The sequence below is a fragment of the Streptomyces sp. WZ-12 genome, from assembly GCF_028898845.1.
Classification (GTDB): Bacteria; Actinomycetota; Actinomycetes; order Streptomycetales; family Streptomycetaceae; genus Streptomyces.
Map to the genome: position 1 here is coordinate 7855430 of NZ_CP118574.1, position 17163 is coordinate 7872592.

The 17163-nt window shown below is 71.0% G+C and carries 10 protein-coding genes; 9 read left to right on the forward strand and 1 reads right to left on the reverse strand.

Features of this window, described 5'->3' with window-relative positions; all coding sequences use genetic code 11:
- The first annotated feature begins 66 nt into the window (after positions 1-66).
- The 7 genes from PV796_RS34400 to PV796_RS34430 are packed head-to-tail and all read left to right on the forward strand — an operon-like array spanning position 67 to position 5795.
- Positions 67-231: a lysine biosynthesis protein LysW gene (locus PV796_RS34400; protein ID WP_274917649.1), complete on the forward strand. Its 165-nt coding sequence runs from the start codon at positions 67-69 to the stop codon at positions 229-231.
- The gene (locus PV796_RS34405; RefSeq protein WP_274917650.1) at positions 228-1094 is read left to right on the forward strand and encodes a RimK family alpha-L-glutamate ligase; all 867 of its coding nucleotides are present in this window, start codon (positions 228-230) and stop codon (positions 1092-1094) included. The genes PV796_RS34400 and PV796_RS34405 overlap by 4 nt, the downstream gene beginning before the upstream one ends.
- Complete coding sequence (argC, locus tag PV796_RS34410) at positions 1082-2113, forward strand: N-acetyl-gamma-glutamyl-phosphate reductase (RefSeq protein ID WP_274917651.1); 1032 nt, start codon at positions 1082-1084, stop codon at positions 2111-2113. The genes PV796_RS34405 and argC overlap by 13 nt, the downstream gene beginning before the upstream one ends.
- A 28-nt stretch (positions 2114-2141) precedes the next feature.
- Positions 2142-2954 (forward strand): [LysW]-aminoadipate kinase, encoded by an 813-nt coding sequence (locus tag PV796_RS34415; RefSeq protein ID WP_274917652.1) that lies wholly within the window; start codon positions 2142-2144, stop codon positions 2952-2954.
- The gene (locus PV796_RS34420) at positions 2951-4015 is read left to right on the forward strand and encodes a M20/M25/M40 family metallo-hydrolase (RefSeq protein ID WP_274917653.1); all 1065 of its coding nucleotides are present in this window, start codon (positions 2951-2953) and stop codon (positions 4013-4015) included. Before PV796_RS34415 ends, PV796_RS34420 begins: the two co-directional genes overlap by 4 nt.
- Positions 4012-4821, forward strand: coding sequence for a transketolase (locus tag PV796_RS34425; protein WP_274917654.1), 810 nt, complete (start codon positions 4012-4014; stop codon positions 4819-4821). The genes PV796_RS34420 and PV796_RS34425 overlap by 4 nt, the downstream gene beginning before the upstream one ends.
- A gap of 11 nt (positions 4822-4832) precedes the next feature.
- On the forward strand, positions 4833-5795 hold the full coding sequence (locus tag PV796_RS34430; protein ID WP_274917655.1) for a transketolase family protein: 963 nt from the start codon (positions 4833-4835) through the stop codon (positions 5793-5795).
- Positions 5796-5811: 16 nt separating this feature from the next.
- Here PV796_RS34430 and PV796_RS34435 read toward each other — a convergent pair whose 3' ends face one another.
- Positions 5812-7203, reverse strand: coding sequence for a DegT/DnrJ/EryC1/StrS family aminotransferase (locus PV796_RS34435; protein ID WP_274917656.1), 1392 nt, complete (start codon positions 7201-7203; stop codon positions 5812-5814).
- Positions 7204-7445: 242 nt separating this feature from the next.
- Here PV796_RS34435 and PV796_RS34440 point away from each other — a divergent pair, with 242 nt between their 5' ends.
- Both PV796_RS34440 and PV796_RS34445 read left to right on the forward strand, forming a co-directional pair.
- Positions 7446-9197 (forward strand): condensation domain-containing protein, encoded by a 1752-nt coding sequence (locus tag PV796_RS34440; RefSeq protein WP_274917657.1) that lies wholly within the window; start codon positions 7446-7448, stop codon positions 9195-9197.
- 17 nt (positions 9198-9214) lie between these two features.
- Positions 9215-17158: a non-ribosomal peptide synthetase gene (locus tag PV796_RS34445; RefSeq protein WP_274917658.1), complete on the forward strand. Its 7944-nt coding sequence runs from the start codon at positions 9215-9217 to the stop codon at positions 17156-17158.
- Positions 17159-17163 lie beyond the last annotated feature (5 nt).

The window sequence follows — 17163 nt, forward strand, 5'->3', positions numbered from 1 at the left end:
TATCGGGACCCGGAACGGCCATTACGTTTACTCGTAACTCGTGGCGGTCAAGGAAAGGAACGGGAAATGGTCACCTGCCCGGAATGCGAGAACTCGGTGGTTCCCGCCGGAACCCCAGTGATCGGCGAAATCGTGGAATGCGGTGAGTGCGCCAGCGAACTGGAGATCCTCACGCTGGATCCCCTACGGGCCGCGCTCGCGCCGGAGGTCGAAGAGGACTGGGGCGAGTGAGCCGCGCGGTGCCCTTCGCGGTTCTCGCTTCTCGTGTGCGGGCCAGTGAGAAAAGCATCCTCGAAGCCCTCGGTCGCAGAGGGATCGCCCATCGGCACATCGACAGCCGTGAGTGGTGGCACCAACTCGGTGACCGCGGCCTCCGCCCGATCGTGCTGAACAGGGAGATCGGGCTCGCCAGGGCGACGTACGCGGCCCACGCGCTGGAGTCGGCGGGGGCGACGGTGGTCAACTCGGCGCGGGCGACCGAGCTGTGCGGCGACAAGTGGCGCACCTCCGCGGCGCTGGTCGAAGCCGGACTCCCGACGCCGCGAACGGCCCTCGGGCTGACCCCGGAAGCGGCGCTGACGGCTCTGGAGACCCTCGGTTATCCGGCTGTGGTGAAGCCCTTACAGGGTTCGTGGGGAAGGCTGGTCGCCGCGTTGCCGGATCGGCGGACCGCGGAAACCGTGTTGGAGTACGTCGCCGCGTTGCCCTCACCGCAGGCGCGGATCGTCTACGTGCAGGAGTGGATAGCCAAACCGGGGCGGGACATCCGGGTCGTCGTGGTGGGCGGCGAAGCACTCGCGGCGACCTACCGGCGCAGTGAGGATTGGCGGACCAATGTGGCGCGGGGTGCCGTGAGCGAACTGTGTCCCCTGACACCGGACATCGCGAAACTCGCGGTCATGGCCGCACAGGCGGTGGAGGCCGAGATCGCCGGTGTCGACCTGATCGAGGACGAGACGGGAGAGATCCTCGTCCTGGAGGTCAACCACGGTGTCGAGTTCTCCGGTCTCCAACAGGCCCTCGGTGACACGGTTTCCGTCGCCGACCGGATCGTCGACCACCTCCTGACGAAGTCACGCTCATGCTCCGAGTAGCGGTCGTCGGGGCATCCGGTTACATCGGCGGCGAGTTGCTGCGGCTGCTGCTCGGTCATCCACGGGTCACGGTCGTGGCGGCCACGTCCGACCGCCTCGCCGGGCGTCGGGTCGACGGTCCCCATCCCAATCTGCGCGGCCACACGGACCTGTGCTTCGTCGGCCACGACGCAGTGGAGAGCGCCGATTTCGAGGTGCTCTTCCTGGCCGCTCCGCACCGGGAAACGATGGGAAGGATGGCCGGCTTCCTGAAGCTGGCCGAGACCGTCATCGACCTGTCCGGAGACTTCCGCCTACGCGACCCCGAAACCTACGCGTCCTACTACGGAGTTGAGCACACCGCACCGCAGCTGATCCCCGATTTCACCACCGGGCTGCCTGAATGGCACCGCGCCCAACTGGCCACGAGCGACCGGATCTCGGTTCCCGGTTGCATGGCCACCGCCGGCATTCTCGCGGTCCGGCCGATGGCCGAGGCGGGCTTGATCGAGGGCACGGTCCGGGTGGACGCCAGAACCGGTTCCAGCGGGTCGGGGGTTTCCAGCGGACCCGCCGGCGCCCACGCCGAACGCAGCGGTGCCCTCAGGGTGTTCGCGCCCTCCCGGCATCGGCACGAGGCCGAGATCGCCCAGGCCACGGGGCGCACCGTGCGGATGACCGCGACCGGCGTCGAGGCGGTCCGCGGCGTGCAGGTGTTGTGCCACGCGGAGTTGGCGTCCGGCGTGACGGAAAGAGAGGTCCGGTCCGCGTTCCGCGCGGCGTACAAGAACGAGCCGTTCGTCCGGGTCATCGCCCAGCGGCACGGCCTGTACCGGCTGCCGGAGCCGAAGATCCTGACGGGATCCAACTTCTGCGACGTCGGGTTCGCGGTGTCCGCCGACGACGGCACCGTGACCCTGATCGGAGCCTTGGACAATTTGGTCAAGGGCGGCGCGGGCGGCGCGGTGCAATGCCTGAACGTCCGCTTCGGCTGGCCGGAGCGGACGGGGCTGGAATTCCCCGGACTGCACCCGAACTGACGTGAGGCTGATAAAGCGAATGCGAGACATGCTCGTGGTCAAGTGCGGTGGAAACGCCGCTGTTCGGTCGGAGGCGATCTGCGAGGACGTTGCCGCCATGCACCGCGGCGGCAGGCCGGTGATCCTCGTCCACGGCGGTTCGGCCGACATCGACAGCCTTGCCGAACGCCTCAAAGTGCCCTCCCGCCGGCTCGTCGCCCCGAACGGGGTGTCGAGCCGGTACACCGACGAACGAACGCTCGAAGTGGTGCAGTTGGCGCTGGCCGGCTCCGTCAAGCCCCGTCTGCTGGGCGCCCTGCGCGCATGCGGAGCGAACGCGGTCGGGTTGACCGGTCTGGACGCCGGACTTCTCGTGGCCGCCCGCAAGCCGGCGCACCGCGCACTCATCGACGGACGCCGGCTCGTGGTCAGGGACGACCACAGCGGACGGATCGTCGAGGTGAACGGCGACCTGCTGGCCACGCTGCTCGCGGCGGGGCTGCTGCCCGTGGTGTCGCCGCCGGCCCTGGGTCAGGACGGCCGGGTGCTCAACACGGACGCGGACCGCGCCGCCGCGGCCATCGCGGGCGCCGTCCGGGCCAGCACCCTGGTGCTGCTCACCGGGGCGAGGGGGGTGCTGGCCGACCGGCACGACGAACGGTCGGTGCTCCCCGTCTGCCGGGTTCCCCGTCAGGGGGCGCCCCCGGTGGTCACTGGAGGAATGGGGGTCAAGCTGATCGCGGCCCGCGAGGCACTGCTGGCCGGTGTGCACCGCGTCCTGATCGCGGACGGCCGTCGACCGCATCCGGTCCAGGAGGCCCTGGCGGGCTCCTGCACCGAAGTGCTCCTGGAGGAAGAGTGACAGGGTTTTCCGACCCGGCCGCGATCGAACTGCTCCACGGCATGCTGAGGATTCCCTCACCGTCCTTCGCGGAGTCGGAGCTGGCCGGTCACGTGGTGGAGGCCATGCGCGGAGCCGGTCTCACCGCGCGGATCGACGGGGCGGGCAACGTGATCGGGGAGATCCGGCGCGGCCCGGGCCCGACGGTGATGCTGCTCGGGCACATGGACACCGTGCCGGGGGACGTCCCGGTGCGGGTGGTCGGCGATCGCTTGTACGGCAGGGGTGCGGTCGACGCCAAGGGGCCGCTCGCCACGATGATCTGCGCGGCCGCCGGCAGCACCGGCTTCCGCGGCCGGATCGTGGTCGTGGGCGCGGTGGAGGAGGAGACCACGATGTCCCGGGGGGCGGTGGAGATCCGCCGTACGCACGAGCCACCGGACGCGCTGATCATCGGCGAGCCCAGCGGCTGCGACACGGTCGTCCTCGGGTACAAGGGGAAGATCGACCTCCGTTACCACGTGCGGTGCGAGGCCACCCACCCCAGCAACGTCGTGCCCAAGGCGTCCGAGTTGGCGGCCCGGGCGTGGACGGAACTCCTGGAGCTGCTCGGCCCGGAGGCGAGCCACGCCCGATTCGACTCCCCTGGCCCGACCCTGACCTCGATCAACGGCGAACTGACCGACGCCACCGCGGAGTTCAGCATCCGCACTCCGCCGAGCTTCGACGGCGAGCGCCTGGTGACGGCGCTCTCCGAGCGGTCGGCCCCGGGCACCCTCCAGGTCGTCAACGCGGTGCGCGCCTGCCGCGTCGGCCGCAACGACCCCGTGGTGCGGGCCCTTTCGGTCGCGATCCGCGCGCAGGGCGGCAGCCCGCGGGCGAAGGTGAAGACCGGCACCTCCGACATGAACACGCTGGCGGAGGAGTGGACGATGCCGATGGCCACCTACGGGCCGGGGGACAGCAGCCTGGACCATTCCGACCGGGAACACATCAAACTGTCCGAGTACCTGTTCGGCATCCGGGTGTTGACCCGGGCGCTGACCGAACTGGACGGGCATCTCACCAGAGAGGGCCGATGAGCGACGACCACGCGCGCAGGGCACGGGAACTCATCGTGCGCATGTGCGCCAACCCGGAAGGCGGCCACCTCGGCGGATCGATGTCCCTGGTCGAGATCCTGGTCACGCTCTACCACCACGTGCTGCGGATCGACCCGCGGCTGCCGCAGGCGCCGGACCGGGACATCCTCCTGCTGAGCAAGGGCCACGGCGCGATCGGACTGTACGCCGCCCTGGCGGAGCGAGGCTTCTTCCCCGAGGAGTGGCTGGCGAGTTACGGCGCTTTGGACAGCATCTTCACCGCACACCCGAACCCGGCCGTCCCGGGGGTCGAGATGCCGACCGGGTCGCTCGGGCACGGGCTGCCGCTCGGCGTCGGCTTCGCGCTCGCCGCACGGCTGGACGGCAGCGACCGGCGTTGCTTCGTCGTGCTCGGCGACGGCGAACTGCAGGAGGGCTCGGTCTGGGAGGCCGCGATGGCTGCCGGTGCCCAGCGACTGGACCGGCTGGTGGCCATCGTGGACCGCAACGGGCTGCAGATCAGCGGTGACACCGAGGAAACCGTGGGCCTTGAGCCGCTGGGGGACCGTTGGCGCGCCTTCGGGTGGACGGTGCACGAGGTCGACGGGCACGACACGGACCAGTTGCGGGCGGCCCTGTCGGGTATCCCGCACGCCCCGGGCAAGCCGACCGTCGTGCTGGCCCGCACGGTCAAGGGCAAAGGACTGCCCTACATCGAAGGCCAGGCCCGCAGCCACTACGTCCGACTCACCGAGCGCGGGCACCGGCGTGCCCGAGCGGCGGTGTTGCGCGGCGAACGACCCTGAACGGAGACGACATGTCCGTCGTGACAGCCGAACCCACCGCGTCGGACCAGGCCCGCGCGGCCCGGGAGGTATACCGGGACGTACTGGTGGAGTTGGTCGGCGAGGACGAACGCTATGTGTGCCTGGACAGCGACACCGGTCTGTTCTCCGCCACCTCATGGGGCGAGGCCGCGCGGCGGTACCTCAACCTCGGTATCGCGGAACAGAACCTGATGGGTGTGGCGGCGGGACTGGCCAGGTCCGGCCGGATTCCCTTCGTCAACACCATGGCGACCTTCGCCGCCACCCGCGCGTTGGAAGCGGTGAAACTCGACATCGCCTGGAACGACCTGCCGGTGCGGATCGTCGCCACCCACGGCGGGCTCTCCGCCGGCCATCTCGGTTCCACCCACCATGCGTTGGAAGACCTCGCCATCATGCGGATGCTGCCCCACATGACGGTGCTGGTACCCGCGGACGGCCCCGCCACCGAGAGCCTGGTCCGAGCCGGCGCGGAGCTGCCGGGACCGGTGTACCTGCGCCTCGGGCGCGGCGCGACGCCGGCCCTGGCGTCGCCGGAGCCGGTGCGGATCGGGGTCGCGCAGTCCTTGCGCCGGGGAACCGACGTGACGCTGATCGCCACCGGACCGTATCCCGTGCTCACCGCGGTCGAGACCGCCGACGAACTGGCCGGTGCCGGAATCGACGTGGCCGTGCTCAACATGCACACGGTCAAACCGCTCGATCAGGAGGCGATCGTCACGGCCGCCACCCGCACGCGCGGGATCGTCACCATCGAGGAACACTGGGCGGCCGGGGGCCTCGGATCCGCGGTGGCCGAGGTCGTGGCCGGCCTGGGTGTCGGCTGTCCGGTGCGGCGGGTGGCGGTGGACGATCGGTTCGCCGCCGGTACCGGCGGACACCGTCATCTCCTGGCGCGCAACGGGATTTCCGGCGCGACGGTGATGGAGCAGGTGCGACGGCTGCTGGCCTGAACCGGCGCCGTCGAGGTCATCGACCGTGGAACGCCGTGGACCACTCGGCGTCGGCGATCTCCGAGGCGCGTTCCCAATGTGGCGTGTAGGCCGCCGTCGTGGCGACGGCGGCCAGCGCGTCGCGGTGCTGCCAGACCTTCTCGAACGCGTCGGCGTACCTGGCGAGCAACGGCCCCGACTCCGGGTGCAGGTGCGCCTTCTGAAGGGTGAAGGAGTCGTCGAGGACCCGCAGGGTGGCCGGGAAGTCCTCGGCGCGGTAGGGGCGGGCCACGACGCCGGGCAGCGCCCACGGGTAGCCGCCGAACCCACGCCGTTCGGTGAACACCCGCTGCGCGGGCAGCGGTTGGAGCTGGTAGGGCGCGGCGGGCACCCCTTCGGCACGCAAGGCTCGCTGTACGACGGCGCGCAGCGGGCCCGCGAACTCGTCGGCCAGCCCGAAGGCGGCGGGGTTCACCCGGAAGCGCAGGATGTGCCAGGCATGGGTGCGATCGCGTGGGACCTCGGGCACCAGGAAGCCGGGGTACGCGGCCAGTCGTCCCAGCAGTCGGCGGACGTTCTCCTCGCGGACGGCCGCTTCGGCGGGGAACCGCGTGAGGCGGCTCCGGGTGAAGGCCGCCTGTATCGCGTTCGGTTTGCAGTTCCAGCCCAACAGATGGGCGACGTAGCTGCGTTCGCCGTTGGCCGGGATGAGTTCGCCGAACTGCCGCAGCATGGTCGCCCTCGTCGCCAGGTCCGCGTCATCGGTCGTGATCAGGCCGCCCTCGCCACAAGTGGCCAGATTCTTGCTGACGTTGAGGCTGAACGTGTTCACGGCGCCGATCGAGCCCACGGCCCGGCCCTGGTACCGGGCGCCGTGCGCCTGCGCGGCGTCCTCGACCACGGCGACCCCGTGCCGGTCGGCGATCGCGGTGATCCGGTCCAAGTCGGCGGGCAGACCGTGCAGATGGACCACGACGATCGCCTTGGTGCGGGGCGTGATCGCGGCTTCGAGCGCCGTGGGGTCCAGGTTGAACGTGGCGGGGTCGATGTCCACGAATACCGGCATGGCCATGAGGTGCAGCGGAGCGGTGGCGCTGCCGATGAAGCTCAAGGCGGGCACGATGACCTCGTCACCGGCCCCCACGCCCACGGCGCTCAGCGCGACCGACAGCGCGGCGGTTCCGTTGCTCACCGCCACGCAGTGCTCCGTGCCGACGTGCCGCGCCCACTCCCGCTCCAGCCCCGCGATCTCCTGCTCTCCCGACGAGGCGGAGGTGAACCGGCCGGACCGCAGCACCCGTTGGACCGCCTGCTCGTCCTCCTCGGTCACCAACGGCCAGGGCCTGATCCGGAGTTCCCTGGGCACGGCTCGCTCGCCGCCGAACATCGCAAGGTCGACCGCCGACCGGGTCGGTTGCTGGATTGTCACCGTTAAGCCTCTTCTCGATGTGATTCCGTACGGACGTCGCGCCTGTCAGTGTCGGCGTGCGCCGTCGCGTCCGGCGGCAATCGCACCGGCAGTTCACCCGCCCTCCTTTGTGGTCCTCCCTCGGATTGCCGCTGTGACTGCCGCTGGTGGCGGCCGCCGCTCGATAGCTTCGTTCTCGATTCCAGACCGGACTCGGAATGAGGGAATACGTGACCAGCCCTTTCGACGGACCGAATTCGAGTGTGGCCGGGCGAAATCCGGTCACCCGGCACCAGCGCGTCCTCTGCGAACTGGTGGCCGACGTGCTCCGGTTGAGCAACGTGGGGCTCGATGACGGCTTCGTGGCGCTCGGCGGAGACAGCATCATCGCCATGCAACTCGTCAGCCGGGCGCGGAAAGCCGGTCTGCGGATCACCGTCGGCGAGGTGCTGAAGCACCGGGACATGGAGGCACTGGCGGAGACGGTCACCGTGATCGACCAGGAGCCGACGCCCGTCGCGGACAGTGGGGTGGGGCCGGTCGTCACCACTCCCATCATGCAGTGGTTCCGGGAACGCGGTGGCGGGTTGGACACCTACCACCAGTTCGCGGTCCTGCGCACACCTTCAGGACTGACGAAAACGCACCTGATCTCGATGGTGCAGGCCCTCCTCGACCACCACGACGTCCTGCGCCTGCGGCTGTCCCTGCGCGGTGGCGCGGAAGACTGGGCGCTCGAAACCCTGCCGGTGGGCGCGGTCGACGCGGCCTCGGCCGTCCGGCGGATCGACGTGGCGGGGCGTTCCGAGGACGACCGGGCCGCGCTGGTTCGACGGGAGTCGGATGCGGCCCGCGACCGGCTTCGCCCGCGGGAGGGCAACGTCCTCCAGGCCGTGTGGTGCGATGCCGGGCCGGACAGCCGGGGCGAACTCGCGCTGATCGTCCATCACTTGGCCATCGACTCCATTTCCTGGCGCGTCCTGGCCGCCGACCTCGCGACGGCCTGGCGAGGGGGCGAAGGGAACGCCGCGATCGCTCTCGATCCGGTGCCGACCTCGTTCCGTCGCTGGTCCGAGGTGCTCAGCGAGCAGGCGCACGCGCAGGCCAGCGTCGCGGAACTCCCCGGCTGGCTCGAACGGTTGCGTCCCGGCGCCGCCCGGTTCGGCGACCGGGCGAGGGTGCCCGGCCGTGACCTGGAGAGCCGGGACCGGCGCTTCACCGCGTCCTTGTCGGCCGAGTTCACGGAGGAGTTGCTGACCGCCGTGCCGGCGTTGTTCCACGCCGACATCAACGATGTTCTGCTCGCCGGGCTCGCGCTGGCGATGGGCGACTGGCACCGCCGACGCGGCACGGCGGGCGACGGCACCGCGCTGCTGCACCTGGAAGGCCACGGCAGGGAAGGCGCGCTCGCGGACGTGGATCTCTCCCGGACCGTGGGCTGGTTCACCAGCATGTTCCCGATCAGGCTCGAACTGGGGGAGCTGGACTGGGCGGACGTGGACGCCGCCGGACCCGCGGTCGGGACCGCGGTGAAGCGGATCAAGGAGCAGGTGCGGGGCATCCCCGACAAGGGGGTCCGGTACAGCCTCCTTCGCTATCTGAACCCGGAGACCGGTGCGCTGCTGGAGCAGGCGGCCCAGCCGGAGTTCGTCTTCAACTACCTGGGCCGCTTCGAGGTCTCGGACGACGCCGACTGGTCGGTCGTACCGGAGTACGGGACCGGCCTGGACGGCACGGGGCCGGGTATGCCCATGGCCCACAGCATCGAGGTCAACGCGGCCACGGTGGACCAGGCGGACGGTCCGGTGCTGCGTGCCACCTGGACCTGGGCCGACAGCGTCGTGTCCGAGGCGGACACCCGCGAGCTGGCGGAAACGTGGTTCCGGATGCTCCGGACCCTGGTCGCGCACGCCCGCGAACCCGGAGCGGGCGGACTCACCCCGTCCGACCTGACGCTGAGCTCGCTCAGCCAGCACGAACTCGAAGAAATCGAATCCGACCTGCGGGCTTTCTGAGGAAGTTGACACTGAAGATGAGCGAGTCAGTAGTCGAGGACGTCCTTCCCCTGTCGCCCCTTCAGGAAGGGCTTCTCTTTCACGCGCTGTTCGATCGGGAAACCCACAGCCCCTACCTCGCACAATTCGCGGTGGACCTCAACGGGCCGGTGGACACCGCGCTCCTGAGGGCGGCCGCGGAGACCGTGATCCGGCGCCACGCCACGTTGCGGTCCGGATTCCGGTACCGGAAATCAGGCGAGCCGATACGGGTGGTCCGCCGCGAAGTCCCGCTGGACTGGCGGGAGATCGAAACGGGGCAGGAAGGGGGCGCGCAGCAGCGGTTCGCCGAACTGACCGAGCAGGACTGGGCCAGGGGCATCGACGTCGGCGGGTCGTCGTTGATCCGGTTCACGCTCATCAAGCACACCGCCCGCCACCACCGGCTCCTCGTCACCGCCCACCATCTCCTGCTGGACGGATGGTCCTTCGCCCTGCTCTTCCAGGAGCTGTTCGCGGTGTACTCCCGAGGCGGCGGCACCGCCGGCCTGGCACCGGTGCGCCCGTACCGGGACTACCTGGCGTGGCTGGCGGAACAGGACCGGGCCGGCGCGGAGCGGCACTGGGCGGCGGCCCTGGAGGGGGTCGTCGAGCCCACCTTCGTCGCGTCCGCCGATGCCCGGACCGGCCCGCCGCCGGAGGAGGTGGCGGTGCTGCTGCCGACGGAGACGACGGCGCTGCTGACCGCGCACGCCCGGCGGAACCACGTCCTGCTCAACACGGTGTGCCAAGGGGTATGGGCCGTCCTGGTCGGCACGCTCACCGGGCGCGACGACGTCGTGTTCGGCTCGACGGTCAGCGGCCGTCCGGCGGAGCTGACCGGCGCGGACTCGATGATCGGGATGCTCATCAACACGGTCCCGGTGCGGGTGCGGCTGGACCAGGCGGCTTCGGTGAGCGCGCTGTTCGAGCAGATCCAGTCGGGCCGCGCCGCGGCGCTCGACCACGATCACCTCGGCCTGACGGAGATCCAGCGCCTCACCGGTTGTCCCACCGCGCTCTTCGACACCAACGTGGTCTTCGACAACTTCCCGATGCACGACTACAAGGTCGACTCGCCCGACGGTGCACTCGACGTGGGCGTCACGTTCCGCGACAGTGCGCACTACCCGCTGACCCTCGCCGTCGAACCGGGCGAGTGGCTCTCCCTGCGTCTGCACTACCGTCCGGACCTGTTCACCGCCGCTCAGGCGGCCGAACTCGCCGAGCGGCTGCGGCTGTTGCTGGAACAGGTGGCCGCGGATCCGGATCAGCCGCTCTCCGCGCTGACCGTGCTCTCGCCCGATCAGCGCGACCGGGTCGTACGGGAGTGGAACGACACCGCGGTCGAGCTGCCCGAGGCGACGCTTGCCGAGCTGTGGTCGGAGCAGGTCCGGCGCACGCCACGAGCGACGGCCCTGGTGGCGCCCGACGAGCGACTGAGCTACGCCGAGTTGGACGAACGCGTGGAGCGGCTTGCGGCGCAGCTCGCTCACCGGGGCGCGGGCCCGGACCGGGTCGTGGCCGTGGCGCTGCCCCGCTCGGTGGAGCTCGTGGTCGCGATCCTCGCCGTGGTCAAAGCGGGCGCGGCCTACCTTCCGCTGGACCTTGACCACCCCGCCGGGCGGATCGCCGCGATGATCGCGGACGCCGGGCCGGTCCTCGTGCTGACCGACTCGCAGAGCGCCGACGCCCTTCCCGGCTCCGCACCGAGGCTGTTGCTCGACGAGCCGGTCGCGCCCGTGTCCGCCCGGCCGGTACGGACGGTACGGCCGCTTCCGGCGCACTCCGCCTATGTCCTCTTCACCTCCGGATCCACCGGACGCCCCAAGGGCGTCATGGTCCCGCACGCGGCCATCGTCAACCGGCTGCTGTGGATGCAGGGGCAGTACCAACTCACCGGTGCCGACCGGGTGTTGCAGAAGACCCCGGCCGGGTTCGACGTGTCGGTCTGGGAGTTCTTCTGGCCGCTGATCTCCGGCGCGACCCTGGTGCTGGCCAAGCCCGGCGGACACCGCGACCCCGGCTATCTCGCCGGGCTGATCCGGCGTGAATCGGTGACCGTCACGCACTTCGTGCCCTCCATGCTGCAGGCGTTCCTCCGGGAGCCCGGTGCGGGGGACTGCACGGGCCTGCGCCGGGTCATCTGCAGCGGCGAGGCCCTGCCCGCGGAGACGCAACGCGAACTGTTCGCCACGCTCGGCTCCACCGAGCTGCACAACCTCTACGGGCCGACCGAAGCCGCCGTCGACGCGACCTACTGGCAGTGCCGCCGTGGCGATGAGGGGAGTTCGGTACCGATCGGCCGGCCGCTGGCCAATGTGTCGGCGTTCGTGCTGGACGGTGCGCTGCGGCCGGTGCCGCCCGGGGTGGTGGGCGAGCTCTACCTGAGCGGGATCCAGCTCGCCAGGGGGTACATCGGGCGTCCCGCGCTGACCGCCGAGAGGTTCGTGGCGTGCCCGTTCTCGGCGGGGGAGCGGATGTACCGGACCGGTGACCTGGTTCGGTGGACCGCCGACGGGGAGCTGGAGTTCGTCGGCCGCGCGGACGCGCAGGTGAAGATCCGGGGCTTCCGCGTGGAGCTCGGCGAGGTCGAGGCCGTGCTGGCCGGCCACCCCGAGGTGACCCAGGCCGCGGTCGTCCTCCGGGAGGACCGGCCGGGTGACCAGCGCCTGGTCGGGTACGTCGTGACCCGGTCCCTCGGCCTCACGGACCAGGAGCTCCGCCGGTTCGTCTCGGGCAGCCTGCCCGACTACATGGTCCCTGCCGCCGTGGTCCTGGTCGAGACCATGCCGACGACGGTGAACGGGAAACTCGACCGTGCCGCGCTGCCGGAGCCGGACCGGACCGCGCACGCCGTGCGGGAGCCGCGCAGTGCGCGCGAGGAGATCCTGTGCGAACTCTTCGCGGAGGTGCTCGGGGTGCCCCGCGTGGGGATCGACGATCACTTCTTCGACCTGGGTGGGCACTCCCTCCTCGCGCTCCGGCTGCTCTCCCGGATCCGGTCGGCCCTGGGCGAGGGGTTCGAGATCCGGGACCTGTTCGCCGAGCCCACGGTGGCCGGACTGGCCCGGCTGACCGGGGCCGCGCGCCCGGCGCTGACCGCCCGGGCGGGGGCGGAGCCCGTGCCGCTGTCGTTCGCCCAGCGACGGCTGTGGTTCCTGAACCGGATGGAACGCGACGAAGGGACGTACAACGTGCCCGTCGCGGTCCGCCTCACCGGGACGGTGGACGGGGACGCCCTGGCACGGGCGCTCGCCGACGTGGCGGAACGGCACGAGAGCCTGCGCACGGTCTTTCCCGAGAACGGCGGTGAGCCGCACCCGGTGGTGCTGGATTCGGCCCCCGGGATCGAGGTCGTCGAGGTGGCGCCGCCCGACCTCGCCGACGCCATGGCGGAGCGGGTGCGTCACCGGTTCGACCTCACCGAAGACGCGCCCCTCCGGGCCACGTTGTTCCGGCTCGGCCCTGAGCAGCAGGTCCTGCTGTTGGTCATCCAGCACATCGCGGCCGACGGATGGTCCCTGCGTCCGCTGCTGAGGGACCTCGGCCTGGCTTACACCGCCCGGTGCGAGGGGACCGCACCGGACTGGCCGCCGCAGCCGGTGCGCTACGCCGACTACACGCTGTGGCAACGAGAGCTGCTCGGTGACGCCGAGGACCCGGCGAGCCTGATGAGCCGTCAATTGGAGTACTGGCGCACGCAACTGGCAGCTCTGCCGGCGGAGTTGACGTTGCCGGTGGACCGGCCGCGCCCCGCGGTGGCGGCGCAGTCCGGTGGGATCGTGGCCGTCCACTGGGGGCCGGAGCTGCACCGCAGGCTGCTCGAACTCGCCAGGTCCGCCGGCTGCACGCTGTTCATGGTGGTGCAGGCGGGCTTCGCGGCGCTCCTGACCCGTATGGGCGCGGGCACCGACATCCCCTTCGGCACTCCGGTGGCGGGCCGGTCGGACAGCGCGCTCGACGATCTGGTCGGGTTCTTCGTCAACACCCTGGTGCTGCGCACCGACACCGCGGGCGATCCCGACTTCGCCGAACTGCTGCGGCGGGTCCGGGACACCGACCTGGAGGCGTTCGCCCACCAGGACCTCCCGTTCGACTCCCTCGTCGAGGACTTGCAGCCCGAGCGGTCGCTGTCCCGGAACCCGCTGTTCCAGGTCATGATCCAGGTGCAGCACGCCGAGACCACCACCCCGGAGTTCGCCGGGCTGGCGGGCGAACGGGCCCCGGTGAACTGGGACGTCGCGAAGTTCGACCTCAGCCTTGAGCTGGTGGACGAGCGCGATGCCCAGGGCGCACCGGCCGGGCTGACCGGCTACCTGGAGTACGCCCAGGAGCTGTTCGACCGGACCACCGCCGAACAGCTCGTGATGCGCCTGCGACGACTGCTGGAACAGGTGCTCGCCGCCCCGGAACGGCCGATCGGCACCGTCGACGTGCTCTCGGACGAGGAACGGCGACGCCTCCTCCCCGGGCGTCCCGCGCCCGCGCAGCCGACCGTGTTCCTGCCCGACGCGTTCCGGGAGCAGGTCGCCCGCACGCCGGACGTGACGGCGCTGGTCTTCGAGGACACCGCGATGACCTACGCCGAACTCGACGCACGCGCCACCCGGTTCGCCCGCCGCCTCGTGCGCCAGGGTGCGGGCCCGGACCAAGTGGTGGCGGTGGCCCTGCCCCGGTCCGCGGACCTGGTGGTCGCGCTCCTGGCCGTACTGAAGTCGGGCGCCGCGTTCCTGTTCGTCGACACGGCGTACCCGGCCCGGCGGATCGCCTACCTGCTGGAGGACTCCGCCGCCGCCCTGGTCGTCACCGACAGCGCGTCCGCCACGTCGCTGCCCGCGTGCGCACCGGTGCTCATCGACGCCCCCGCGCCCGACGACGAGTCGTCGGAAGAGCTGAGGGTCGCTGTCGCCGCGGACCACCCGGCATACGTCGTGTACACCTCGGGGTCGACCGGCCAGCCCAAGGGCGTGATGGTGACCCACGGCGGGCTGGCCAACCTGCTGGCCTTCTACCGCGCGGAGGTCATCGCCACCGCGGAGCGGATCCGTGGCGCGCAACGCTGCCGGATGGCGCTGACGGCGTCCCTCTCCTTCGACACCTCGGTCGTCGGCCTGCTGTGGCAGGCCGTTGGCCACGAACTCCACCTGATCGGCGACGACACCCGCCGCGACCCCGCCGCCATGGCCCGGTACCTGGACCGGTGCGGCATCGACGCCCTCGACGTGATGCCCAGCTACGCCGAGGAGTTGATCCGGCAGGGGATGCTCGATCCGGCCCGAACGCCGCCGGCGGTGGTGATGACCGGCGCGGAAACGGTGGGCGAGAAGCTGTGGGCACGGATCCGGGAGACCGAGGGGATCACCGTCTACAACATCTACGGACAGACCGAGACCACGGTGGACACCCTCTTCTGGGCATCGGACGAGAGTGACCGACCCCTGATCGGCCGCCCGATCGCCGGGGTGGACGTGTTCGTGCTCGACCCCGGACTGCGGCCCGTCCCGCCGCGCGTGGTCGGCGAACTGTACGTCGCCGGCGCCCAGTTGGCACGGGGCTACGTGAACCGACCCGGCCTGACCGCGGAGCGGTTCGTGGCGAACCCGTTCAGCCCGGGCCAGCGCATGTACCGCACGGGTGACCTGGTCCGGTGGACCGGCGACGGCGCGCTGGAATTCCTCGGCCGGGCCGACGACCAGGTGAAGATCCGCGGCTTCCGGGTCGAACTCGGCGAGGTCGAGGCGGCATTGGCTCGCCACGAGGGCGTCGCGCACGCGGTGGCGGTCCTGCGCGAGGACCACCCCGGGGACAAACGCCTCGTCGGGTACGTGCTCGCGCGGAACACGGAACTCGACGCGCGACGACTGCGCGAGTTCGCACGGCAGAACCTGCCGGACTACATGGTGCCCGCCGCGATCGTGGTGATCGACGAACTGCCGTTGACACCGAACGGGAAGGTGGACAGCGCCGCGCTGCCCAAACCGACGTACCCCACCGGCACCCGGCGCGCGCCGCGCAACCTCCGCGAGGAACTCCTGTGCGGGCTGTTCGCGGAGGTGCTCGGCCGCGACGCGGTGGGGATCGACGACGGCTTCTTCGACCTCGGCGGCCACTCCCTGCTGGCCGTGCGGCTGAGCAGCAAGGCGCGCTCCGTTCTCGGCGTGGAGCTGCCGGCCCGCCTGCTGTTCGCCACCCCGACCGTGGCCGGGCTGGCGGAGCGCCTCGACGACGCGCTCCCCGCCAGGCCGACGCTCCGGGCGGGGGAACGCCCGGACGTGCTGCCGCTGTCCCACGCCCAGCAGCGACTGTGGTTCCTGAGCCAGTGGGAGGAGACGGGCACCACCTACAACCTCCCCGTCGCTCTTCGCCTGTCCGGGCCGCTGGACCGGGAAGCCCTCGAACAGGCGCTCTCCGATGTCACGGATCGACACGAGAGCCTGCGGACCGTCTTCGTCGAACGGGGCGACCAGCCGGTGCAGTCGGTGCGCGCACCGGGAGAGGTCCGGCCGGCACTGGTGCACCAAGAGGTGTCCGAGGCCGAGGTCGAGGCGGCGGTTCGCGCGGCCGTGGACCACCGTTTCGAGCTGGCCGCACAACCTCCCGTGATCGCCCACCTGTTGACGATGGGTCAGGAGGACCATCTCCTGCTGCTGGTGTTCCACCACATCGTCTGCGACGGCTGGTCGCTCGGACCGCTCCTGCGCGATCTCTCCGCCGCCTACGCCGCCCGCACACGGCGCGGGGCTCCCCAGTGGGACGAACTGCCGGTGCAGTACGCCGACTACGCGCTGTGGCAACGCGACCTGCTCGGCAGCGAGGACGACCAGGACAGTGTGCTGTTCCGTCAGCTCACTCACTGGCGCGACCAACTGGCCGATCTGCCGGTGGAATTGGCCCTGCCGACGGATCGGCCCCGGTCCGAGACCAGCGACTCCGCGGGGGGATCGGCACACGTCGAGTGGGGCCCCGAACTCCATCGAAGCCTGCTCGCGGTTGCCAGGGAGCACCACTGCACGTTGTTCATGGTGCTCCAAGCCGGATGCGCCGCCCTGCTCAGCAGACTGGGCGCGGGGACGGACATTCCGATCGGCACCCCGGTGGCGGGCCGGTCGGACAGTGCGCTCGACGATCTGGTCGGGTTCTTCGTCAACACGGTGGTCCTGCGGACCGACGTCTCGGGGACCCCGAGCTTCGCGGAGCTGCTCCGTCGCGTCCGGGCCACCGACCTCGCGGCCTACGAGCACCAGGACGTCCCGTTCGAGCGGCTGGTCGAAGCGGTGAATCCACCGCGCTCGCCCAGTCGCCACCCGCTCTTCCAGGTCATGGTTCAGCTCCAGCACGCGACCGCCGACCCCGAATTCCCCGGTCTGCGGGCGACCGAGTGGCCGGTCCCGTCGACCACCGCGAAGTTCGACCTGGTCATCGACGTGGAGGAGCGGATCGACCGGGACGGAGCACCGGCCGGGCTGGTCGGCGCCCTGATGTACTCGACCGCGCTGTTCGACGCCTCGACGGGGGAGCAACTCGCCGACGGCCTGCGCCGGTTGCTCACACAGGTCGTCGAGAACCCGCAGCGGCTGGTCGCCGACCTCGATGTACCACCCGTCCAGAACCGGCGGTCCCGTGACGTCACCGCACGCCCGGCTCCGTCACCGGACGCGGCGCCGACCACCACCGGCCCGCGTACGGCGCACGAGGAGGTGCTCGGCGAGCTGTTCGCCACGGTGCTCGGCCTGGACTCGGTCGGCGTCGACGACAACTTCTTCGCCCTGGGCGGGCATTCGCTGCTGGCGACCAAGCTGATCTCCCGGGTGCGTTCGACCCTGGGGCTGGAACTGCCGGTCCGCGAGTTCTTCCGCTCCCCGACGGTCTCCGGGGTCGCCGCGTACCTGGCGACGGCCCGGCCCGCCCGCCCGGCGCTGCGGCCAGCCACTTCCCGCTGACCGTG